The organism is Bradyrhizobium sp. BEA-2-5 (genome assembly GCF_032918025.1).
GTDB lineage: Bacteria > Pseudomonadota > Alphaproteobacteria > Rhizobiales > Xanthobacteraceae > Bradyrhizobium > Bradyrhizobium pachyrhizi.
In genome coordinates this window covers 4,344,110-4,365,387 of the sequence record NZ_CP136629.1, presented here as the reverse complement: position 1 = coordinate 4,365,387, position 21,278 = coordinate 4,344,110, and the positions used below count along the sequence as shown (strand labels likewise).

General features: G+C 64.9%; 22 protein-coding genes. 16 read left to right on the top strand and 6 right to left on the bottom strand.

The features are described 5' to 3' along the window. Positions 1-196: 196 nt before the first annotated feature. Genes RX327_RS20370 through RX327_RS20360 form a run of 3 tightly spaced genes read left to right on the top strand, consistent with a single transcriptional unit; the run spans position 197 to position 3,228 of the window. Positions 197-1,603, top strand: a complete 1,407-nt coding sequence (locus RX327_RS20370; protein WP_050384691.1) for an MFS transporter — start codon at positions 197-199, stop codon at positions 1,601-1,603. An 11-nt stretch (positions 1,604-1,614) separates the two neighbouring features. Continuing rightward, positions 1,615-2,802, top strand: coding sequence for an acyl-CoA dehydrogenase family protein (locus tag RX327_RS20365; protein WP_082190598.1), 1,188 nt, complete (start codon positions 1,615-1,617; stop codon positions 2,800-2,802). Between the two features lie 24 nt (positions 2,803-2,826). Continuing rightward, a complete protein-coding gene (locus RX327_RS20360) occupies positions 2,827-3,228 on the top strand; it encodes a VOC family protein (protein WP_028332023.1) in 402 nt (133 codons plus the stop codon). 301 nt (positions 3,229-3,529) lie between these two features. Here RX327_RS20360 and RX327_RS20355 read toward each other — a convergent pair whose 3' ends face one another. Continuing rightward, on the bottom strand, positions 3,530-4,276 hold the full coding sequence (locus tag RX327_RS20355; protein ID WP_317246934.1) for a Spy/CpxP family protein refolding chaperone: 747 nt from the start codon (positions 4,274-4,276) through the stop codon (positions 3,530-3,532). A gap of 454 nt (positions 4,277-4,730) precedes the next feature. On the opposite strand from RX327_RS20355, the gene RX327_RS20350 reads away from it, so the two are divergent. From RX327_RS20350 to RX327_RS20310, 9 genes are all read left to right on the top strand, one after another. Further along, entirely contained in the window at positions 4,731-6,071 is a 1,341-nt protein-coding gene (locus RX327_RS20350; RefSeq protein ID WP_317246933.1) for an ABC transporter substrate-binding protein, read from the top strand. 116 nt (positions 6,072-6,187) lie between these two features. Then, complete coding sequence (locus tag RX327_RS20345) at positions 6,188-7,126, top strand: sugar ABC transporter permease (RefSeq protein WP_317246932.1); 939 nt, start codon at positions 6,188-6,190, stop codon at positions 7,124-7,126. Next, on the top strand, positions 7,126-8,037 hold the full coding sequence (locus RX327_RS20340) for a carbohydrate ABC transporter permease (protein WP_317246931.1): 912 nt from the start codon (positions 7,126-7,128) through the stop codon (positions 8,035-8,037). Before RX327_RS20345 ends, RX327_RS20340 begins: the two co-directional genes overlap by 1 nt. Positions 8,038-8,043: 6 nt before the next feature. After that, a complete protein-coding gene (locus RX327_RS20335; protein ID WP_317246930.1) occupies positions 8,044-9,144 on the top strand; it encodes a sn-glycerol-3-phosphate ABC transporter ATP-binding protein UgpC in 1,101 nt (366 codons plus the stop codon). A gap of 29 nt (positions 9,145-9,173) precedes the next feature. Then, positions 9,174-10,163, top strand: coding sequence for a hydroxyacid dehydrogenase (locus tag RX327_RS20330; RefSeq protein ID WP_317246929.1), 990 nt, complete (start codon positions 9,174-9,176; stop codon positions 10,161-10,163). Between the two features lie 69 nt (positions 10,164-10,232). Then, a complete protein-coding gene (locus tag RX327_RS20325; protein ID WP_028332029.1) occupies positions 10,233-11,657 on the top strand; it encodes an amidase in 1,425 nt (474 codons plus the stop codon). Positions 11,658-11,757: 100 nt separating this feature from the next. Next, complete coding sequence (locus RX327_RS20320) at positions 11,758-12,405, top strand: hypothetical protein (RefSeq protein ID WP_050384696.1); 648 nt, start codon at positions 11,758-11,760, stop codon at positions 12,403-12,405. A gap of 55 nt (positions 12,406-12,460) precedes the next feature. After that, the gene (locus tag RX327_RS20315; RefSeq protein WP_050384697.1) at positions 12,461-13,234 is read left to right on the top strand and encodes a transporter substrate-binding domain-containing protein; all 774 of its coding nucleotides are present in this window, start codon (positions 12,461-12,463) and stop codon (positions 13,232-13,234) included. Positions 13,235-13,406: 172 nt separating this feature from the next. Next, on the top strand, positions 13,407-14,219 hold the full coding sequence (locus RX327_RS20310) for a DUF2147 domain-containing protein (protein WP_317246928.1): 813 nt from the start codon (positions 13,407-13,409) through the stop codon (positions 14,217-14,219). 211 nt (positions 14,220-14,430) lie between these two features. On the opposite strand, the gene RX327_RS20305 is transcribed toward RX327_RS20310, so the two are convergent. Then, positions 14,431-14,835: a cupin domain-containing protein gene (locus RX327_RS20305; protein ID WP_016847553.1), complete on the bottom strand. Its 405-nt coding sequence runs from the start codon at positions 14,833-14,835 to the stop codon at positions 14,431-14,433. Positions 14,836-14,858: 23 nt separating this feature from the next. Continuing rightward, positions 14,859-15,557, bottom strand: a complete 699-nt coding sequence (locus RX327_RS20300; RefSeq protein ID WP_317246927.1) for a ribonuclease activity regulator RraA — start codon at positions 15,555-15,557, stop codon at positions 14,859-14,861. Positions 15,558-15,769: 212 nt separating this feature from the next. Here RX327_RS20300 and pxpB point away from each other — a divergent pair, with 212 nt between their 5' ends. The 4 genes from pxpB to RX327_RS20280 all read left to right on the top strand — a co-directional run bounded on the left by pxpB (position 15,770) and on the right by RX327_RS20280 (position 18,904). Continuing rightward, on the top strand, positions 15,770-16,501 hold the full coding sequence (gene pxpB, locus RX327_RS20295) for a 5-oxoprolinase subunit PxpB (protein ID WP_317246926.1): 732 nt from the start codon (positions 15,770-15,772) through the stop codon (positions 16,499-16,501). After that, positions 16,498-17,532 carry a biotin-dependent carboxyltransferase family protein gene (locus RX327_RS20290; protein WP_317246925.1) on the top strand — a complete coding sequence of 345 codons (1,035 nt, stop codon included), beginning with the start codon at positions 16,498-16,500 and terminating at the stop codon, positions 17,530-17,532. The genes pxpB and RX327_RS20290 overlap by 4 nt, the downstream gene beginning before the upstream one ends. Positions 17,533-17,562: 30 nt before the next feature. Next, positions 17,563-18,336 carry a 5-oxoprolinase subunit PxpA gene (locus RX327_RS20285; RefSeq protein WP_317246924.1) on the top strand — a complete coding sequence of 258 codons (774 nt, stop codon included), beginning with the start codon at positions 17,563-17,565 and terminating at the stop codon, positions 18,334-18,336. Positions 18,337-18,487: 151 nt separating this feature from the next. Then, positions 18,488-18,904: a hypothetical protein gene (locus RX327_RS20280; RefSeq protein ID WP_317246923.1), complete on the top strand. Its 417-nt coding sequence runs from the start codon at positions 18,488-18,490 to the stop codon at positions 18,902-18,904. Between the two features lie 74 nt (positions 18,905-18,978). Here the strand turns inward: RX327_RS20280 and RX327_RS20275 are convergent, their stop codons facing one another. The 3 genes from RX327_RS20275 to RX327_RS20265 all read right to left on the bottom strand — a co-directional run bounded on the left by RX327_RS20275 (position 18,979) and on the right by RX327_RS20265 (position 21,217). Beyond that, positions 18,979-19,131: a hypothetical protein gene (locus RX327_RS20275; protein WP_171947587.1), complete on the bottom strand. Its 153-nt coding sequence runs from the start codon at positions 19,129-19,131 to the stop codon at positions 18,979-18,981. A 341-nt stretch (positions 19,132-19,472) separates the two neighbouring features. After that, on the bottom strand, positions 19,473-20,630 hold the full coding sequence (locus tag RX327_RS20270) for a CmpA/NrtA family ABC transporter substrate-binding protein (protein ID WP_317246922.1): 1,158 nt from the start codon (positions 20,628-20,630) through the stop codon (positions 19,473-19,475). After that, positions 20,627-21,217 carry an ANTAR domain-containing response regulator gene (locus RX327_RS20265; RefSeq protein ID WP_317246921.1) on the bottom strand — a complete coding sequence of 197 codons (591 nt, stop codon included), beginning with the start codon at positions 21,215-21,217 and terminating at the stop codon, positions 20,627-20,629. The genes RX327_RS20270 and RX327_RS20265 overlap by 4 nt, the downstream gene beginning before the upstream one ends. Between the last annotated feature and the right edge of the window lie 61 nt (positions 21,218-21,278).

The following is a 21,278-nucleotide window of genomic DNA, read 5'->3' as shown; positions in this document are numbered from 1 at the left end:
GCTCACATCGGGCTTTCGCACCACGATTTGTGCGCAGCAGTAAGCCGAACCGCTTATCGCGCCAATGCAGATGAGCCCCGCGTCGGCGCGGGCTTGTCGTTCGCGCTGGCGCGAGGATAGCCTCATCCTATGGGCGATGCGCTGGCGCGACGCACGCTCCGGGGAACAATGAACAGGCGCCATGGGGAAACGCGCCATGTTCGAGATTCTCGATCGCCGGACGACTCTGACCGGCAACCAGATCAAGATCCTTGCGGCGGCCATCATCGGCGATGCGCTGGAATTCTTCGACTACTTCCTGATCGGCTTCGTGCTCGCGTTCCTGATTGGACCGTGGAAGCTCACCTTCGGCCAGTCGGCCACCGTGCTGATGAGTTCCGGCATCGGCGCCATCCTCGGCGCCTACCTGTGGGGCTGGCTCGCCGACCGGGTCGGGCGGCGTATCGTCTTCATCGGCACGGTGCTGAACTTCTCGATCGCGACCGGCCTGCTCTATTTCACCCCCGATAATGGCTGGGTCTATCTGGCGATCCTGCGCTTCTTCGTCGGCACCGGCGTCGGCGGTCTTTATTGTGTCGACCTGCCGCTGGTGCAGGAGTTCATGCCGTCGCACAAGCGCGGCTGGATCGGCGGCCTCGTCACCTGCGTGATCCCGCTCGGTGTCGGCCTAGGTGCGGTGCTCGGAGCCGTCATGGGAACCGATCAATGGCGGCTGCTATTTGCGATCGGCGTGTTGCCGTCGGTCCTGGTGCTGCTGGTTCGGATCTGGGTTCCGGAGTCGCCGCGCTGGCTGTGCCGGCAAGGACGCTATGACGAAGCCCGCAAGTCGCTGGCCTGGGCGCTGCAGGTGCCGCCGTCGGAGCTGCCGCTGCCGAGCGCGGCCGACGCCGGTCCGATCGTCACGACGAGCTGGTTCGATCTGTTCAAATATCCGCGCAGCCTGATCGTCTCCTGGCTCGGCAATGCCGGCGCGCAGACCGGCGTCTACGGCATCACGCTATGGGCCCCCGCGCTGTTCGTGCTGCTCCTGAAGGTGACGCCGCAGGAAGCCGCCAAGATGATGATCCTGCTCAGCATCACCGGCTTCCTCGGCCGCATCTCGTTCTCTTATTTCTCGGAGCTGCTCGGACGGCGTGTTGCCGGCGGCCTGCTCGGCTTCGGCGCTGGCGCGCTGACCATCATTGCCGGCTACCACTACGACGCAACTTTGTTCGGCATGTCGGCGTTCTGGCTGCTGCTGGCCGCCGCCTTCTTCTTCGCCGACGGTGGCTTTGCGATCGTCGGTCCCTACGCGGCGGAAGTCTGGCCGTCGCATCTGCGCACCACGGGGATGGGGTCGGCCTATGGCTTCGGCGGCATCGGCAAGATCATCGGGCCGGTCGGGCTCGCGCTGATCGTCGGTTCGAACAACTACCTCAAGCCCGACGTGCCACTGACCCAGATTCCGACCGCCTTTGTCTATCTCGGCTGCTGGTTTCTGATGGCAGGTGCTGTCTATTTGTTCTTCGGGCTCGAGACCCGGGGCAAATCGATCGAGCAGATCGACAAGGAGCTCAACGCGACGGCCGACGTCGCGGCCTCCGCGACGATCCGGCGCGCCTGAGGGAGGCGAACATGAATGTGACTTCTGCGGACCTTATGGGTGATCGCGACGTGATCGCCCGCGCCGAGGCGATCAGGGACGCGGTGGCGGCCGCCTCCAACGATATCGAAACGACGCGCCGCCTGCCGCCCGACCTGCTCGACCGGCTGCATGAGGCGCGGCTGTTCCGCCTTTTGCTGCCGCGTTCAACCGACGGGATCGAGACCGATCCCGTCACCTTCTTCCATGCCATCGAGACCATCGCCAAGGCGGATGCCTCGACGGCGTGGTGTCTGAGCCAGGCCGGCGGCTGCGCGATGTCGGCGGCCTATCTCAACCTGCCGGTCGCGCAGGAAGTGTTTGCCGACCCGCGTGCCGTGCTGGCCTGGGGCCCCGGCCCGAAGGTCAAGGCGATCGAGTGCGAGGGCGGCTATCGCGTCACCGGGGTCTGGTCGTTTGCCTCGGGCGGGCGGCACGCCACCTGGCTCGGCGCGCACTGCCCGGTCTATGCCGCGGACGGCGCGCCGCGCCGGGATGCCAATGGTGAGCAGGTCGAGCGCACCATGCTGGTGCGGACCGAGGACGTCGCATGGACTGACATCTGGAACACGGTCGGATTGCGCGGTACCGCCAGCGACCAGTTCGCGCTCGACGACTTCTTCGTCCGCGCGGACCATTCGATCACCCGCGAATTCGACCGCGAGTGCCGCGAGGATGGCCCGCTGTACCGGATGAGCAACCACACCTGCTACCAGATCGGCTTTGCCGGGGTCGCCTGCGGCATTGCCCGCAGCGCGCTCGACAATTTCGTCGACGTCGCCCGCAACAAGGTGCCGCGCGGCATGAAGAAGACGCTGCGTGACAATGCCGTGGTGCAGTCCGGCCTCGCCCAGGCCGAGGTCAATCTGCGCGCGGCCCGCGCCTTCCTGCTGCAGTCGATGGCCGACATCTGGAAGGATCTGGTTGCCGGCCACAGCATCACGGTCGCGCAGCGCATGACGATCCGGATGGCGGCCACGCACGCCATCCACAAGGCGCGGGAGGCCGTCGATTTCGCCTACAACACCGCCGGCGCCACCGCGATCTTCGACGGCCATCCGCTGGAGCGGCGCTTCCGCGACATTCACACCGTGACCCAGCAATTGCAGGGCCGCTTCAGCCATTTCGAGACCGTCGGCGCCTGGATGCTGGGCGTCGATGCCGACCTCAGCTTCGTTTAACCCGATTTCTCAAGGAGAAGAACCATGCCATTGGGCGGACTACAGCATTACACCATCGAGCCGCAGGATCTGGAGAAGACCAAGACCTTCTATTGCGATGTGCTCGGGCTCGAGAACGGCGAACGGCCGCCGCTCGATTTCCCCGGCTACTGGCTCTATTCCGGCGGCCAGGCCACCGTCCATCTGATGGGCACCCGCAAGCCGCGCGACGGCATCGTGGTGCGCGGCACCGAGAAGAAATATGAGGACACCGGCCGCCTCGACCACATCGCCTTTGCTGCCAGCGACGTCGAGGCCGTGCGCAAGCGCCTGCAGTCGAAGAACGTCACCTTCCGTGAGCAGATCGTGCCGCGCACCGGCGACACCCAGATATTCCTCTACGATCCGGACGGCGTCGGTGTGGAGCTGAACTTCCCGAAGAGCTAAGCGCCGGCGTTTCCGGATCGCGGGTTGCCGGCATAGCGTCCGAAGGACATCGCCGCTTTTGCGCGCCGATGTCCCGGTCATTGACGGCTCAATCCGCGCTGGCCTCAGGCGCTGTGGATGGTTCCCGACAAGGCCCTGACTCGGCCATCACTCGGGCGTGATCCGGTCCGTTTTTCTTCAACATTGAATGACGAATTAACCGGGCCGCGCCGCTGCGGCAGAATAGCCGGGTGCTGCGCCTTTAACCTACCCCAGGGCTTGGTGGCCCGGCTATTCGTCCCCACTGGCCGGCGAGATTTCCTCAGTCGAGCCCGCGTTCGTGGCTCAGGCGGACCATTTCGTTGATGAAGATTTGTTTCTGCTTGTCGTCGAGGCTGGCAAACAGCGGCTCGGCTGCGTCGGCAACGCCGCGCTGATCGACCGCCCGGTCATTGAGGAACTGGGCCTCGTTGCGCATCTGTTCGATAATGTCATCCGGCGGATCGCGCTGCGCCCGCGCGATGCGCAGGTTGAGGCGGTCGGCGCCGTTGTGGCCGAGATAGTGCATCGCACTGTTGAAGCCGGCCCAGTGCTTCTCCTGGTCCGGCGTGAGGTTCAGCTGGGTCTTGATCCGCTCGATGTAGGAATCGCTGTTGGCGACGATCTGTTCGGCGGTCAGCTGCGGCGTGCCGGGCTGGGTGAGCACGGTCGGTGCCTGCTTCGCGCCCTTGTCCTTGGCGGCAGCCTTGGCCGACTTGGTGGCCTTGGCGCCGGCCGCCGGGGCCTGCGCGTTCTTGCCGCTGCCGGCATTGGGGTTGGCGCTGTTGCCATTGTTGCCGGTCAACACCCCGGTCACGCCGGTCACCACCCCGACAACGCCGCCGATGGCTCCGCCGAGGACGCCGCCGACCGGCCCGGCGGCCTTGTTGCCCTCGCGCGCACCCTTTTCGACGCCCTGCACGATCTGCGCATCGACCCGATGAGGCGCTGCGAGCAACGTGACGGTGGCGGCCCCAACCGCGGCGCACAATCTCCATTGCGCTCGCAGCTTCGCTACCGGGATGAGCATGATCGGGTCTCCATGATCGGTGGTGGATTGCGGAATTGATGCGGGAGCAGGTTTGACGAATCCGGACTTTAGCGTTTCCGGCTTCGGCAAGTCTATCGGCCGCACCGGGCATCACCACGGCGGAACAGAGTTCGCTAAGGCTCGACCGGAAAGCTGCGGCTCAACCGCGCACCGCCTCCGACCTTGTCTGCGTCACCCCCCGCGTGCGTCGCAGCATGATCGTAAGACGCGCGGCAAACCGCCGGCAACTGCAATGATGCGAACGACACTGCCTGCTATTTGACCACAACGTTAGTTCTAGTTGGCATCAGCATCTCGTTTCTCGACAGATGCCGGCAATTCTGTTCTGATCGGTGTCAACGCAATCCCGCGACGTCGCGCAAACGCGACGCACAAAAACAACAACGGGATTCAAAAAAGCCTTTTGTCCGTTGGCTACCAGGGAGGGAATGCCATGTCACGGAAGAAGCTCTCGCGCCGAGAATTCGTCGCAGCGACAGCGCTGTCATCGGCCGCGCTGATTACAGCCCCCTACGTGCGTGGCGCCTACGCAGCCGGAAAGCTCTCGATGGGCTTCTGGGATCACTGGGTGCCCGGCGCGAACAGTGCGTCGACCGAGCTGGTCAATGAATGGGCTGCCAAGGAGAAAGTCGAGGTCCAGATCGACTACATCACCAGCCAGGGCAACAAGAACATCGTCACCATTGCCGCCGAGGCGCAGGCGAAATCCGGTCACGATATCTTCCAGATGCCGACATGGTGGCCGCAGGCCAACGCCGAGTTGCTCGAGCCGGTGAACGACGTCATGGACCCGCTCATCAAGCAGAACGGCGAGGTCAACGGCACCGTCAAATATCTCGGTCAGGCCGGCGGCAAGTGGCTCGCCGTTCCCGCAACCCCGGGAAGCCAGATCAAGGGTCCCTGCTCCCGCATCGATCTGATGAAGAAGCATGCCGGCATCGACGTACAGGAGATGTACCCTGCCGGAAGCGAGCCGAAAGCCGATAACTGGACCCTCGATACGTTCCTCAAGGCGGCCGAGGCCTGCCACAAGGGCGGCGTGCCATTCGGGATCGGCCTCGGCGAAACCACCGACAGCGTCGACACTGCAGGCGCGATCTTCCAGTCGTTCGGTGCCGAGCTCGTCAACGCCAAGGGCGACGTCACGGTGAAGACCGATGCCGTTCGTCAGGCGCTCGAATACTACAAGAAGCTGATCGCCTTCCTGCCGCCCGACGTGTCGGCATGGGACGACGCTTCCAACAACAAGTGGCTGGTTGCCGGCAAGGGCGCGATGATCCTGAATCCGCCGAGCGCCTGGGCGGTCGCAAGGCGCGACGCGCCGCAGATCGCCGAGCAGTGCTGGACGCACGGCATGCCGTCCGGGCCCAAGGGTCGCTTCGCACCCTACCTGCCGTACTTCTGGTCGATCTGGTCGTTCTCGAAGAACAAGGAGGCGGCCAAGAGCCTGCTGTCCCACCTGTCGCAACCCGCATCGATCGAGAAGATGGTGGTCGCAAGCGGCGGCTATGACCTGCCGGCCTACGAAAAGCTCACGACCTTGAAGACCTGGGCGGAGGAAGGGCCGCCGAAGGGGACGCTGTATCACTATCCGAACCCCAACAACCATCAGACGCTGTCGATCGCGGCATCTCCCGCGCCGCCCAAGATCGCGCAGCAGATCTACTTCCAGGCGACGTTGACCAAGATGTGCCTGCGGTACTACCAGGGTGAAAGCATGGAAAAGACGCTCGCCTGGGCCGAGGGCGAGTGCGAGGGCTTCATGCGAAGCTGACGACAAGCGAGATCTCGCGCGACCGCCCGTGATGTTGGCCGCGCGAGGTCCCGTCTTCACTGACCGGCCGCCGAACCGGCGAGCTGTGCAACCAACCCGCGCGAGGGACCTGCGTTATGGTTGATGTCGCATTCCAATCCAACCGCGCAGCCGCTGCCCAGTCGGGACGAAGGCGCGTCGGCCTGCGCAACGCGCTGCGGCGCAAGTCGATGGCCGCGTTCCTGATGACCCTGCCGCTGATCCTGCTGATAGCGCTCCTGGTGCTCTATCCCGCCGTCTACTCCGTCCATCTCGCCACCCTGAACAAGTCGATGCAGAAGTTCGTCGGCTTCGGCAACTTCCTGTTCCTGTTCAAGCGCGACACCTTCTGGATGGTGGTGAAGCAATCCTGCATCTTTGCCGTCACGGCCGTGTTCTTCAAGGCGCTGATCGGATTCATCGTCGCCCATTTCGTACACAACATTCCGGCCAAGGGGCAGCGCAAATGGCGCGGCATGCTGCTGGTGCCCTGGGTGATCCCGCCGGCCATGAGCACGCTGGCGTGGCTGTGGCTGTTCGACCCCTCCTACAGCGCCTTCAACTACACGCTCTCATTCTTCGGCATCGGCCCGATCAACTGGCTCGGCGACAATGTTTGGGCTCGCTTTTCCGTCATCCTCGTCAACGTCTGGTACGGCGCGCCGTTCTTCATGATCATGTATCTGGCCGCGCTGAAATCGGTGCCGGACCAGCTCTACGAGGCCGCCGCGATCGACGGCGCCAATTGGTGGCAGAAGATCTGGTATGTCACGCTGCCCATGATGCGGAACATCATCGCGATCACGGCGCTGTTCTCGCTGATCGTGACCTTCGCCAATTTCGACATCGTCCGCATCCTGACCTCGGGTGGCCCGCTCGACCAGACGCATATCTTCGCCACCTGGGCCTTCAAGGTCGGCATCGAAGGCAGCGACATTCCGCTCGGCGCCAGCGTCTCGCTGTTCATGGTGCCGATCCTCGCCATCGCAGCGATTTTCATCCTGCGCGATATCTCCAAACGCGGGAATGAAGCCTGATGAGCACGCTTGCAATCGACAAGGCCGGACCGTCACGCAAGGTCAAGTACGGCAGCATGAGCCGGGACCGCGCCTGGGCGCTGCGCTGGTCCTACTTCTTCCTGGTGCTGTTCGCGATCTTCTTCCTGACGCCGCCGATCTACATGCTGATCACCTCGCTCAAGAGTAGCGCGGAAATATCGGCGGCGACCAATCCCTGGTGGGTGTTTCACCCGACGTTGTCGAACTATGTTGAGCTCCTGACCTCCAACCAGTTCCTGCGCTTCTTCTGGAATTCGGCCTGGGTCTCGATCATCGTGGTCACCATCACCATGCTGATCAGCGTTCCCGCGGCGTTTGCACTGGCGCGGATGAAGTTCTGGGGCTCGACGACGCTGGCGACCGGCGTCTTCCTCACCTACCTCATTCCGGACAGCCTGTTGTTCATTCCGCTGTTCAAGATGCTGGCGCTGGTCCAGGACCTGACCGGCATCACGCTGCTCAACCGATGGTACGTGCTGCTGTTCATCTATCCGACGCTGACCGTGCCGTTCTGCACCTGGATCATGATCGGCTATTTCGCCTCCATCCCGAAGGAGCTGGACGAGGCCGCCCTCATCGACGGCGCCTCCTGGCTGCAGACCCTGACGCGGATATTCATCCCGGTCGCCCTGCCCGGGCTGATCGCAGCGACCATCTTCGCCTTCACGGTGTCCTGGGCGCAGTTCCTCTATCCCCTGGTGTTCACGACGTCGGTCGATCAGCTCGTGCTGCCGGTCGGCATCACCACCACGCTGATCAAGGGCGACGTGTTCAACTGGGGGCAGATCATGACCGGCGCGCTGCTGGGCGCTGCGCCGCCGCTGATCATCTACGCCTTCCTGATGGACTATTACATTGCCGGCCTGACCGCCGGCGCGACAAAGGGTTGATGGCTCATGGCTGAAGTTGCTTTGCGGAAGGTAGTCAAGCGTTACGACGAAGTCGAAGCCGTGCGCGGCATCGATCTCGATATCGCCGACCACGAGTTCATCGTGCTGGTCGGCCCCTCCGGCTGCGGCAAGTCGACGACGCTCCGCATGATCGCAGGCCTCGAGGACATCAGCGACGGCGACATCATGATCGGCGGCGACGTCGTCAACGACGTGCCGCCAAAGGACCGCGACATCGCGATGGTGTTCCAGAATTACGCACTCTATCCGCACATGACGGTCGCCGAGAACATGTCGTTCGGGCTGCGCCTGAAGCACTACCCCAAGGCCGAGATCAAGGCGCGGGTGACGGAGGCCGCCCGCCTCCTCGACATCACCGACCTGATCGACCGCAAGCCGAAGCAGCTCTCCGGCGGCCAGCGGCAGCGCGTCGCGATGGGCCGGGCCATCGTGCGCAACCCGAAGGTGTTCCTGTTCGACGAGCCGCTGTCCAATCTCGACGCCAAGCTCCGCGTGCAGATGCGCATCGAGATCAAGAAAGTGCACCAGAAGGTGCGCACCACCACGGTCTACGTCACCCACGACCAGGTCGAGGCGATGACGCTGGCCGACCGCGTCGTGGTGATGAACAAGGGCAGGATCGAGCAGATCGGCACGCCGAACGAGCTCTACCACAAGCCGGCGACGCGCTTCGTCGCGGGCTTCATCGGCTCGCCGGCGATGAATTTCGTGCCCTGTCGGCTCGAGGACACCGGCGGAAAGCTCAACGTGCGACTGACCGATCGCCTCACCTTCGCGCTGCCGCCGGCACGCGCCGCCCGCTACCAGGCTCTCTCCCGCACCGACAAGCTGTTGCTGGGCATCCGGCCCGAGCACGTCATGGAGGCGCGGCCGCATGCCGATCCCGGCGTCGAGACCTTCGACACCGTGCTCGACGTCACCGAGCCGATGGGAATGGAGACGCTGGTCTATTTCGGGCTCGAAGGCACGCCGGTCTGCGGCCGCGTCAATCCCAATGCCGGCGCGCAGGATGGCACCCCGCTCCGATTGGCTGTGGACCTCAACAATATGCATTTGCTAAACGAGGTGACCGGCGCCGTCCTTTGACGGCGCACAAGAAACCTCAAGGGCAGGAAATGGCCACCAACAAGAAGAAGATCTTCATCACCCAAACTCTGTCTCCGGGGGCACGGGTGCTCCTCAAGGAGCGGGACGACGTAGAACTCATCGAATTTCCCAACCTGATCTCCGCCAAGGACTTTCAGACCATGCTCGAGCAGCATGCGCCGGTCCATGGCGTGGCGCTCGGCGCAACCCGCTTCGGCGAGGCGGAGCTGGAGGCGTCCAAGGACATGAAGGTGGTGACCCGGATCGGCGTCGGCTACGACGCCGTCGACGTGCCCGCCCTCTCCCGCCGCAAGGTGCCGCTGATGGTCGCGGGCAGCGCGAACTCGCCCTCGGTCGCGGAAGCGGCGCTGTTCATGATGCTGACGCTGGCCAAGCGCGCGCAGGAGATGCACGCCTGTGTCAGGGACGGCAAATGGGCCGACCGGCTCGGCATGCTGCCGTTCGATCTCTACGGCAAGACCGTCCTGATCGTCGGCTTCGGCCGCATCGGCAGTCGCACCGCCAAGCGCTGCCTGGCGATGGAAATGAAGGTGCAGGTCTACGATCCCTTCAAGCCCGCCAGCGAGATTACCGCAGCGGGCTGCGAGGCCGTGCCGAGCCTCGAAGCGGCGCTGCCGCGGGCGGATTTCGTCACGATCCATTGCCCGAAGAATCCCGAAACGGTCGGGCTGTTCAACGCCGCGCGGATCGGCCGGATGAAGCCGAAATCCTACCTCATCAACACCGCGCGCGGCGGCATCGTGAAGGAGGCTGCGCTGTACGACGCCCTGGTCTCCGGCAAGCTCGCCGGCGCCGGCATCGACGTGTTCGAGGTGGAGCCGCCGCCCGTCAGCAATGCGCTGTTCGCGCTGCCCAACGTCATCGTCGCCCCGCATGTCGCCGGCGTGACGGTCGAGGCCGTCCAGCGCATGAGCGAGCAGACCGCACGCAACATCCTGAGTGTGCTCGATGGCGATCCGATCAGGCAGAACGTGATCAACCAGGACGTGCTGGGCTGAGCTTTCAGCCTTCCTCGTTTGCGCCGCGGCCGATCCGAAAAGATCGGCCCGGCGATGCGGAGTACCCACATGGCCTTCAAGGAATTCGGCAACTACGATGCGGTCGGTCTCGCCGAACTCGTCCGCAACAAGGACGTGACGCCGAAGGAGCTGCTCGACGAAGCGATCGCGCGCACTGCCGCCGTCGATCCCAAGATCAACGCAGTGGTCGTCAAGCACTACGACTACGCCGAGCGCCAGATCGCCAAGGGGCTGCCTGACGGTCCCTTCACCGGCGTGCCGTTCCTGCTCAAGGACCTCGATCTGCTCGAGGGCACACGCACCACGTCGGGTGCCAGCCTGCTGAAGGACTTCGTCGCCGATCATAACGGCACGCTGGCCCAGCGCTTCCTCGACGCCGGGCTTGCGATCTTCGGCAAGAGCTCGAGCCCAGAATTCGGCCTGATGCCGACGACCGAATCCCGCCTGTTCGGCCCGACCCGCAATCCCTGGAATCTCGACCATTCCTCCGGCGGCTCGTCCGGCGGCGCCGGGGCCGCGGTCGCGGCCCGCATCCTGCCCGTCGCGCATGCCAGCGACGGCGGCGGGTCGATCCGGATCCCCGCCTCCGCGTCCGGGGTGTTCGGCATGAAGCCGACGCGTGCCCGCAACCCCTGCGGGCCCGATCGCGGCGAAGGCTGGGGCGGCTTCTCGGTCGGCCACGTGCTCAGCATCAGCGTCCGCGACAGCGCGGTCATGATGGATGCGATCCACGGCCCGGAGCCGTCGAGCCTCTATGTCGCGCCGCCGCCGGAGCGACCGTTCTCGCAGGAAGTCGGCCGCGATCCCGGCCATTTGCGCATCAGCTTCACCGACAAGTCGCCCTACGGCGATGCCATCGATCCCGAGATCGCCGCGGCGGTGCGCGACATAGCCAAGCTCCTGGCGGGGCTCGGCCATCATGTCGAGGAGCGTGCGCCGCCGCTGGCGGCCGATCCCGCCGCGGTCATGACGACCATCGTCGGCGGCAACACGGCGCTGACCATCCGTCTGCTCGAGCAGCGCGTCGGGCGCACCCTGACGTCGGACGATGTCGAGCGGCTCACGCTCGCCAGCGCCCAGAATGCGACCAAGATGAACCCGGCCGACTACGTGGCCGCGCAGCTTGCAGCGTTCCAGATCTCGCGCGCGCTTGCGACCTTCTTCGAAGGTTGCGACATCTTCCTCAGCCCGACGCTGTGCGCGCCGCCGCTCCGCCTCGGCGAGCTGAACACGATGTCCGAGGACCTCGGCCACATCGCGCCGGTGCTGCGCCGCTACATGCCGGGCACCTCGATGTTCAACATGTCCGGACAGCCGGCGATGTCGGTGCCGCTGGCCTGGAACAAGGCCGGTCTGCCGCTCGGCATGATGTTCGCGGCCAAGCTCGGCGAGGAAGGACTGCTGTTCCGCCTGGCCGGCCAGCTCGAACAGGTCCGCCCCTGGAAGGACCGGCGTCCGCCGATTTGCGCGTAGGCCCCACCGAAGCGCCCGGGCTGACAAAGGCCAGTCACATCAGGTAGATAGGAATGGCGTCGGCGCGATTCCGCCAACGCCGAGCCTGGGAGACCGAACCGTGAGTGACCCGACCGACAATGCGCTCGCTGCAATCGCGAGCATTCTCGATCAGACGACGACACCTCCCGAGAAGGCCAAATCGTCTGACAAGACGGCGGATAAGGAAGCCGAGCCTGCCAAGGAGCCTCCGGTCTCCATCGCGATGCCGCCGCCCCTTCCGTCGTCAGTCGAAGTCGTATCAGTCGAGACCGTGTCCATCACGACCGTGTCCGTCGAAGCCGCGCCCGCCGAGCCGTCGGCGGTCGAGCCGCCTCCGATCGAGCAGCCCGAACCGGTCGAACAGCCTGAGCCAAGTAAAGCTGAGGCAAGTGAACCGGAGCCAAGCGAACCGGAAGCGGAGCCGGAGCCGATCCAGCCGCCGCCCCAACCGATCGAGGCCAATGGCTATTCCAGGTCCGGCCCAGGCCCGATGGCCGCGCTGCGCTTCCGCTGGACGGTACGCCAGGACGGCGCCCAATATTATGTCGACGAGACCGTCGGTGACGCATCGACCCCACTCGTCAACGGCCCGATGGAGCGGGACGCCGCGATCAAATTCGTCGACGATCGCGAGGCCGAAGCGCGGCGGCGCTTCGAGCATTTCAAGCACGAGATGCTCAGCCGCACTGCGAGCGTCGTTCAGGCAAAGGACAGCAACGAGGCCTGAGACGCGATACGTGCCCTTCGGGCATCGCAATCAAATGCGGATGGAGTAGACCTCGATGTTTCGCGCGCTGGTCGGCCTCGCCTTCGCCTTGCTCCTGTCCACCGCGCACGCGCAGCAGGCGCCGTCCCGGCTGGATGAGATCGTCAAGCGCGGCATCCTGCGGGTCGGCATGACCGGCGACTATTTGCCCTTCACCTATCTCGACAAGGAGACCAAGGCCTTCCGCGGCTTCGATGTCGACATGGCGCAGTCACTCGGCAAGGCGCTCGGCGTCAAGGTCGAGTTCGTGCCGACGTCGTGGCCGCAGATGACCAGGGATTTCGAGGCCGACGATTTCGACATCGCGATGGGCGGCGTCTCCATCACCTTCGATCGGCAGAAGAAGGGTCTGTTCTCGACGCCGATCATGCGCGAGGGCAAGACGCCGATCGCGCGCTGTGCCGACAAGGGCAAGTTTGAGACGATCGCCGAGATCGACAAACCGGGCACCCGCGTGATCGTCAATCCCGGCGGCACCAATGAGCGCTTCGCGCGCGCCCATGTGAAAACCGCCGAGATCCGGGTCTTCAACGACAACACCAAAATCTTCGACGAGATTGCCAAGGGCGATGCCGACCTGATGATGACCGATGCATCCGAGACGCGCTATCAGCAGAAGCTGCATCCCGGCGTGCTGTGCGCCGTTCATCCCGACAAGCCGTTCGACTTCGCGGAAAAGGCCTACTGGATGCAGCGCGACGTCGCCTTGAAGGCGTTCGTCGACCAATGGCTTCACATCGCACGCGAAGATGGCGGCTACGCGAAGATCTACGCCGCGTGGTTCGAATAGCCCGCGTCACGCTCATCATTTGAAGCGCACGGCCTGAAACCAGACCGTAATCCAGCGATTTGAACCTAAGCCGCAAGGATACGACTCATGTTCTGACCGTGATCTGGGACACGTTCAACGAGGTGGGCACCGGATAGCCTTGCGAACGGGGTTCCCTGCACCGGAGGTCGAGATGAGAAAGCTACTGGCGATCGCCACGCTCGTGCTGGCGAGCACCGCCGCACAGGCGCAGTACACTTTCGAGTATGGCGGGCGCACCATCCGCATCGATCCGGACCGCGGCACGGTGCAGATCCCCGGCGTCTACGACAACACTCCCCGCGGCACCAAGCGCGCCAAACGCGAGGACACCGAGCAGAAGCGCAAGGCTCCGAAGGAAGCCAACACGGACGCTAAGACGGATTCCCAGGCCGCGCCGTCCGGCGCGCCCGCAGCGGCTGCTCCGCCAGCCCTCGATCAGGCCGCCGTCCCGCCGGCGCCTGCCGCAACCACGACGGATCCGGCCAGCACGGGTGTTGCGGCCACGCCGCCTTCAGCTACAGCCGCGACCACACCGCCGCCGCCCGCGCCGCCAGCCGTCCAGCAAAATGCCGCGCCTGCTGCAAAGCCCACCACCGCTCCAACCGTCGGTGCCGCCTCGCCGAGCGCTCCAGCGCCCAAGCCGCTCGCCAATCCCGTGCAAGCAGCGAACTCGCCGCTTGGCGTCTGGATCACCGAAGAGAAGGAAGGCAAAATCCGCATTGAGCAATGCGGTGCCAATCTCTGCGGCTACGCCGTCGACAAGAAATCGAACGCCAACGGCGAGCAGGTTCTGATCAACATGAAGCCGGGCAAGGACAAGTGGAGCGGCCGCATCTTCGATCCGAACAGCGGCAGCACCTACAATTCCACCATCGCGATGAAGAGCCCCGACACGCTACGCGTCCAGGGCTGCGCCTTCGGCGGCATGTTCTGCGGCGGCCAGACCTGGACGCGGGTGAATTGATTACGCTTGGATCGTAGCCCGGATGAAGCCAACGGGTCGCGCGAATGCGCGCCCGATGACAGGCTCCGCGAAATCCGGGATTGTTACCGCAGGAGAGATCGCCCCGGATTGCGCTTCGCTCCATCCGGGCTGCGGTCTCCATCCGGGCTAGGCATACGAAAAAGCCCCGCCTGACGAGCGGGGCTTTCATCTCGCGAACTGCTACGACGCTTCAGCCGACCTTGCCGTTGTATTCCTCGTCGGTGACGTGCTCCATCCAGGTCGAATAGACGCCATCGAGCGCCTCCTGCATGGCGATGTGGGTCATGCTGTTGTCCGGCGAGGCCCCGTGCCAGTGCTTCTCGTTCGGCGGAATCCAGACCACATCGCCGGGACGAATCTCCCTGATCGGGCCGCCCTTGGCCTGCACGCGCCCGATGCCGGAGATCACATACAGCGTCTGTCCGAGCGGATGGGTGTGCCAGGCGGTGCGTGCGCCGGGCTCGAACGAGACGCGCGAGGCGTTCAGCCGCGCCGGCGCAGGCGCCATGTTGATCGGGTCCTGCAGCACGGTGCCGGTAAAGTTCTCCTTCGGCGCGCGGCGGGTCGGCCGCGAGCCGGAAACGTGGATGTCCATGGGGTTACCTCCCTTTCTTGAGGTTACTTCTTGCTCGCGGCGTAGCGCGCCTTGGTTTCGGCATTCATGGGGTAGAGGCCCGGCAGCACCGCGCCGTTGTTCACCTCGTTGACGATCCAGGCCTCCATCCGCTCCTGCTCGACGCCCTCGGCGAGGACGTGATCGAGCATCGCCTGCGGGATCAGCACGCAGCCATCCTGGTCGGCGACGACGATGTCGTTCGGGAAAACGGCAACGCCGCCGCAGCCGATCGGCTCGCCCCAGCCGACGAAGGTGAGCCCCGCGACGGAAGGCGGCGCGGCATAGCCGTCGCACCACACCGGCAAATTGGTGCCGAGCACGCCCTCGACGTCACGCACGACGCCGTCGGTGACCAGCGCGGTGACGCCGCGCTTGACCATGCGCGCGCACAGGATGTCGCCGAAGATGCCGGCATCGGTGATGCCCATGGCATCGACCACGGCGATGCATCCTTCCGGCATCGCCTCGATCGCGGTGCGGGTCGAGATCGGCGACGACCAGGATTCCGGCGTCGCCAGATCCTCGCGCGCCGGCACGAAGCGCAGCGTGAAGGCCGGACCCACCAGCCGCTTCTGCCCCGGCTTCAGCGGCTTGGTGCCGCGCATCCAGATGTTGCGCAGGCCCTTCTTGAGCAGGACGGTGGTGATGGTGGCGGTGGACACGTGCGACAGCGTCGCGATCGCTTCGGCGGACAGTGACATCTGGAAAGCTTGCTCCGATGGGAGGAAAAGACCGGCGCATGTTGCCGGGCAAGGGCCTTGCGTCAAGGGCTGCGCGAAAAAGCTGCGATCATCCAAATTTATCGCCAGCATGCCGATTAATTTATTGAAGTTGCTGCATCATTTTGCACGAAGCGAATTCCGTTTTATCTCGAAACACGCTAGCTTGATGGCTGACGACAGCGCTTGACCCAATGGCCGAACCCTTAAGTCCTCCCCGCCTTTTGCCGAGTGGCGACAGCGCCATCACGGTGGAATTTAGCCGCACCATCGATGACGCCGCCAACCGGCGGGTGCTGGCGCTCGACCGCGTGATCGCTGCCGAGCCCATCGACGGCATCACCGAGACCGTGCCGACCTATCGCTCGCTGCTGGTCCACTACGACCCCGTCCGGATCAGCTTCGATGCGCTCGGCGGGCAACTACTGGCACGCGCGGCCAAGGCGCCGCCGACCGAGACCGGGACGCGGCGCTGGCGCATTCCCGTCGCCTATGGCGGCGAGCATGGCATCGACCTCGAGGATGTCGCGAAGGCGCTCAACACCACGCCCGACGACATCATCGCCCGGCATGCGGGCGGCGACTACAAGGTCGCCATGATCGGCTTCACGCCGGGCTGGTCCTATCTCAGCGGCCTCGATAAATCGCTGCACATGTCGCGGCGGCAGAATCCGCGGCTGCTGACGCCGGCCGGCACGATCTCGATCGGCGGCATCCAGGCCGGGATCCAGTGCCTCGCCGCGCCGAGCGGCTGGCACCTGCTCGGCCGCACGCCAGTGAGGACCTACCAGTTGCATCGCGATCCGACCTTCCTGCTGGAGCCGGGCGATGCCATCACCTTCACCGCGATCGACGCCAAGACCTTTGCCGAACAGGACCGCGCCGCCGAGGCCGGCGAGTTCGTCGCCGAACTGGTGACGCCATGAGCAAGCTCGTCGTCACCTCGATCGGCCCGGCAAGCTCGGTGCAGGACGGCGGACGTCCGGGCTCGCAGCGCTACGGCCTGACGCCGAGCGGGGCGATGGACCGCCTGTCGCTTGCGGCAGCGAATACGCTGGTCGGCAACGAGCCTTTCGCGGCCGCCGTGGAGATCGGCCCGTTCGGCGCCTCCTTCACTGCCCGCGACGGCGCCGTCCGCGTCGGGATATCAGGCGCGCCGCGCAATGCCGATATCGGCGGCCGGCCGGTCGCGTTCGACAGCTCGGCGACGCTCGCCGAAGGTGAGACGCTCACTCTCGGCTTCGCGCGCGGCGGCGCCTTCACCTATCTCGCGATCGAGGGCGCGATCAAGGGCGAGCCGGTGTTCGGCAGTCTCGCGGTCAATGCCCGCGCCGGCCTCGGCAGCCCCTACCCGCGCCCGCTGCAAAGCGGCGACGAGTTGACGACGCAGGCTGCAAGCGGCGCGCCCGAACGCCGCATCGAAATGCCGGCCGCGACCGATGCGCCGATCCGCATCGTGTTCGGCCCGCAGGATGACGAGTTCGACGAGGCCAACAAGGCGCTGTTCCTGGACAGCGAGTGGAAGATCTCGGCAACCTCCGACCGCATGGGCTACCGGCTCGAGGGCCCCGCGATCAAGCATCTGCACGGCCACAACATCGTCTCCGACGGCACCGTCAACGGCAGCATCCAGGTGCCCGGCAACGGCGCGCCGATCGCACTGATGATGGATCGCGGCACCTCCGGCGGATATCCGAAGATTGCAACCGTGATTACGGCCGATGTCGGCCGCTTCGCGCAGATCTCGGCCGGCCGGCCTTTCCGCTTCAAGGCGGTGACGATGGCAGAAGCGCAGGCCGAGGCGATCAAGTTCCACGAGATGCTGCGTTCCCTGCCCGACCGCCTCCGTGGCATTGAGGATTTTGGCCTCAACATCGAAGCGCTGCGGGATGCGAATGTCGCGGGTCAGGCCGTCAACGCCGTCGATGTGTCGACCTGGCAAGTTGCGCTACCCTGAATCTGTACAACAACAGACGGATCGATCGTCATGACCTCAACCATCGATCTCAATTGCGATCTCGGCGAGGGTTTTGGCGCGTGGGAGATGGGCAACGACGCCGCGATGATCGAGCTCGCTAGCTCGGTCAACGTCGCCTGCGGCTTCCATGCCGGCGACCCTGATATCATGCGGCGAACGGTTGAGCTGGCGAAGGCGCGCGGCGTCTCGGTCGGCGCGCATCCCGGCTACCGCGACCTGCACGGCTTCGGCCGCCATCCGATCGCGGGCCTGAAGGCGTCCGAGATCGAGAATCTCGTCGCCTACCAGATCGGCGCGCTGCAGGCGATCGCGACCGCGGCCGGCCACAAGGTGACGCATGTGAAGGCGCATGGCGCGCTCTCCAATGTCGCGTGCGAGGACGACATGACCGCGAAGGCGATCGCCGCCGGCATCAAGGCGGTCGATCCCAGCCTGATCTTCGTTGTGCTCGCCAATTCGAAGCTGGTGAAGGCCGGCGAAGCGGCCAATCTGCCGATGGTGCACGAGGTGTTCGCCGACCGCGCCTATGAGGACGACGGCAACCTCGTCTCGCGCAAGAAGCCCGGCGCGGTGCTGCACGATGCCAAGGCGATCGCCGACCGCGTGGTGCGCATGGTGCAGGACGGCGCGGTGGTGTCGGTGACTGGCAAGGTCATCAAGATGCGCACGGACACGGTCTGCATCCACGGCGACACGCGTGGAGCCGTCGAGATCGCGCGCGGCCTGCGCGAGGCGCTGAAGCAGGCGGGCATCACCGTTGCGCCGTTCAAGACCGCGTACTGAGCCGCGAACGCATCGATCAAAAAAGGGCCGGCCGCCGCGCCGGCCCTTTTAGATTCCGTTAAGAGTCTTCTTAAACCCAAACTTGCCGTTTGATTGCTAGGTGCAGCTTCCGAGCCTTTGATTGTCCTCTTGGGAAATTGGGTACGAAAGCATGTTCCGCACCAGCCTCTCCCTCACCATCGCCGCGGTTGCTACCGCCGCCTTCACCAGCGCGGCATCCGCCGGCTGCTACAGCTGCTATACGCCGCCGCCGCAGCCGTGCACGACCTGCTATCAGGTGCAGAGCGTGCCGCCGCAGTATCGCACGGTGCAGGAGACCGTCATGGTGGCGCCGGGCCGCGTCGTCGCGCATCGCACGCCGGCGCAGTACCGCACCGTGATGGTGCCGCAGACCGTGATGGTCGCGCCCCCGGGCGTCCAGTACCAGCGCATCCCGCCGCAATACGCTACCCGCCAGCGCGTCGAGATGGTCTCGCCGGGCTATTCCTACTACGCCCCGGTTCAGCCGACCTGCAGCACCTGCGGTGGCGGCTACGGCTACGGGTATGGTCGCGGCTACGGCTACTGAGCCGTCAGCATCCAGCCAACACAAAGCCGCCGCCTGAGGATATCAGACGGCGGCTTTTGAATTTTCCGAAGGGTTCAGAACGGGTGGACGGACAGCGTGCCGAACACGATGGCCGCGATCACCGCAAAGGCGCTGTAGAGCGCCGCCGTGTGAATTCCGGTCCCGGACTTCCGTGAAATGTGTCGCGCGTAGAAGTGCAGCCTGGCTTCCGCCGATAGTTCGCGCATGGTCGATCTCCAACGCCCCATTCTCGGGCATATGGAATATCGTTCGCGTCCGGATTCAAGCGGGCGGCAAAAATAGCGATGCCGCCGCCTTCGGGAACTCGGTTCCGAGAGGAATATTCCTTCTCGCGCGCTCGGCCGAGAATCCTATTCGCCGCAATTCGAGGCGTCGGGAACCCGCGCCAGTCCCGCAATAATCGAAAATCTCGAAAACAACCCCATGCAAAGTAGCCGGAGGTGGATAGTCGAGGCGCTGCCGCTGCCGCGCCTGTTGCCCATCCTTGTCCCAGCAACAAGACGCACCGGTCGTGCACGTGCCGCCGGAAGCGGCCGCTCCGTCACGCTCAGGCCTTCCAGCGCCCGATCTTGAACGCCGCCAGATGCCCCGGAACGTCGCCCGGGTCGAACGGCGGGCCGGCGAACGCCCCGATGGCGCTGGAGGCGCCGGCCGGGCGACCCGATGCGGCGTCGTAGAGATCGGGCCTGAACACCGCCATGGCGGTCTTCAGCGCCTCCGGCCGGTACGCCGTTTGGCCCCAGCGAACCATCTGCGCATAGAGCCAGGCCGCCTGCCCCGGATCAGGCCGCGCCGCAGCCTCGCGCCCGACCAGCAAATAGCGATTGCTCTCGCGCATGGTGCCGTCGGGCGAAATCTTCAGGTGGCCATCGAGCGTGCGCTGGATGACGCTGGCATCGACACCAATCCGCTCGGGCTGCGCCAGGATGCCCGCGACCTCGGACCGGTTCTCGGGCCGCTCGATGAACTCCACGGCGCGCAGATGTGCACGCACCAGCGCCGCCACGGTGTCGGGATGCTTCTCCGACCAGCTCTGCCGCAGAGCCAATACCTTTTCCACCGCGCTGAGCAGGATGTCGGAGACGAAATGCAGGATGTGACCGATGCCGAGATCGACCGCGACCGAATTCCAGGGCGCGCCGACGCAGAACGCATCGACATGGCCGTTCTTGAGGCTGTCGACCATGAAGGGCGGCGGCAGCACCACGAGGCGCACGTCCTCGTCGGGATCGACGCCGGCCGCGGCCATCCAGAACCGCAATTGATAGTTGTGGGTGGAGAACGGGAAGGTCATGCCGAAGGTCAGCGGCTCGGCTCCGCTCTTCCGCCGCTTGGCAACCACGCGGGCGAGCGCCTTCGCGGTCGCCATCGGGTCGAACCGATCGCCGTCGATCTCCTCCATCAATGCGGCATGGAGCGCCGGCGACACCGTGATGGCATTGCCGTTGATGCCGAGATTGAAGGGCGCGGCGATCGGCACCTTGACGTGACCGAGCCCGAGCGAGGACGCGATCGCCACCGGCGCCAGCAGATGCGCGGCGTCGAACAGGCCGATATTGAGCTTGTCGCGGACGTTGGACCAGGACACCTCGCGCACCAGCTCAACGTCGAGCCCTTCGGCTGCGGCAAATCCCTTGTCGACGGCGACGATCAGCGCCGCGGCATCGACCAGCGGAATGAACCCGATGCGGAGGGGAACGGTCATTTCAGCATCTCCGACGCGGTGATGATCGACTGCGCGATCTCGCCGATCTTCTTCTTCTCGCGCATTGCGGTGGAGCGCAGCAGCACATAGGCCTCGTCTTCGGTCAGGCCCTTCACCTTCATCAGAATGCCCTTGGCGCGCTCGATGACCTTGCGGTCCTCCAGCTGCGACTTGGTCCGCTCCAGCTCTTCCTGCAGCTTGGCGAAGGCGTTGAAGCGGGACACGCAGAGGTCGAGAATCGGCTTGATGCGCTCCTTCTTCAGCCCGTCGACGATATAGGCGGACACCCCCGCCTCGACCGAGGCCTGGATCGAGGCTGAATCGCTCTGGTCCACGAACATTGCGATCGGCCGCTTCACGGCCCGGCTGACCTGGAACATCGCTTCCAGCACGTCGCGGCTGGGGTTCTCCAGATCGATCAGGATGATGTCGGGGTCGACCGCATAAATACGGGCGAGCAGGCTCTGCATCTCGCTGATATGGACGACATCCGTATACCCGGCCTCCCGCAGTCCCTCCTCAAGGATGGCCGCACGGATCGGGCTCTCGTCGACTATGACGATCTTGGGAGACGATTCAGCGCTCATCGACAACTCTTAAGGCCCGGCAGATGCATCCATATCATGCCGGAAGCCCCGGGAAAGGGTT

Coding starts and splice junctions, on each gene's coding strand:
- RX327_RS20370 (WP_050384691.1), top strand. CDS start 197: ATGTTCGAGATTCTCGATCGCCGGACGACTCTGACCGGCAACCAGATC.
- RX327_RS20365 (WP_082190598.1), top strand. CDS start 1,615: ATGAATGTGACTTCTGCGGACCTTATGGGTGATCGCGACGTGATCGCC.
- RX327_RS20360 (WP_028332023.1), top strand. CDS start 2,827: ATGCCATTGGGCGGACTACAGCATTACACCATCGAGCCGCAGGATCTG.
- RX327_RS20355 (WP_317246934.1), bottom strand. CDS start 4,276: ATGCTCATCCCGGTAGCGAAGCTGCGAGCGCAATGGAGATTGTGCGCC.
- RX327_RS20350 (WP_317246933.1), top strand. CDS start 4,731: ATGTCACGGAAGAAGCTCTCGCGCCGAGAATTCGTCGCAGCGACAGCG.
- RX327_RS20345 (WP_317246932.1), top strand. CDS start 6,188: ATGGTTGATGTCGCATTCCAATCCAACCGCGCAGCCGCTGCCCAGTCG.
- RX327_RS20340 (WP_317246931.1), top strand. CDS start 7,126: ATGAGCACGCTTGCAATCGACAAGGCCGGACCGTCACGCAAGGTCAAG.
- RX327_RS20335 (WP_317246930.1), top strand. CDS start 8,044: ATGGCTGAAGTTGCTTTGCGGAAGGTAGTCAAGCGTTACGACGAAGTC.
- RX327_RS20330 (WP_317246929.1), top strand. CDS start 9,174: ATGGCCACCAACAAGAAGAAGATCTTCATCACCCAAACTCTGTCTCCG.
- RX327_RS20325 (WP_028332029.1), top strand. CDS start 10,233: ATGGCCTTCAAGGAATTCGGCAACTACGATGCGGTCGGTCTCGCCGAA.
- RX327_RS20315 (WP_050384697.1), top strand. CDS start 12,461: ATGTTTCGCGCGCTGGTCGGCCTCGCCTTCGCCTTGCTCCTGTCCACC.
- RX327_RS20310 (WP_317246928.1), top strand. CDS start 13,407: ATGAGAAAGCTACTGGCGATCGCCACGCTCGTGCTGGCGAGCACCGCC.
- RX327_RS20305 (WP_016847553.1), bottom strand. CDS start 14,835: ATGGACATCCACGTTTCCGGCTCGCGGCCGACCCGCCGCGCGCCGAAG.
- RX327_RS20300 (WP_317246927.1), bottom strand. CDS start 15,557: ATGTCACTGTCCGCCGAAGCGATCGCGACGCTGTCGCACGTGTCCACC.
- pxpB (WP_317246926.1), top strand. CDS start 15,770: ATGGCCGAACCCTTAAGTCCTCCCCGCCTTTTGCCGAGTGGCGACAGC.
- RX327_RS20290 (WP_317246925.1), top strand. CDS start 16,498: ATGAGCAAGCTCGTCGTCACCTCGATCGGCCCGGCAAGCTCGGTGCAG.
- RX327_RS20285 (WP_317246924.1), top strand. CDS start 17,563: ATGACCTCAACCATCGATCTCAATTGCGATCTCGGCGAGGGTTTTGGC.
- RX327_RS20280 (WP_317246923.1), top strand. CDS start 18,488: ATGTTCCGCACCAGCCTCTCCCTCACCATCGCCGCGGTTGCTACCGCC.
- RX327_RS20275 (WP_171947587.1), bottom strand. CDS start 19,131: ATGCGCGAACTATCGGCGGAAGCCAGGCTGCACTTCTACGCGCGACAC.
- RX327_RS20270 (WP_317246922.1), bottom strand. CDS start 20,630: ATGACCGTTCCCCTCCGCATCGGGTTCATTCCGCTGGTCGATGCCGCG.
- RX327_RS20265 (WP_317246921.1), bottom strand. CDS start 21,217: ATGAGCGCTGAATCGTCTCCCAAGATCGTCATAGTCGACGAGAGCCCG.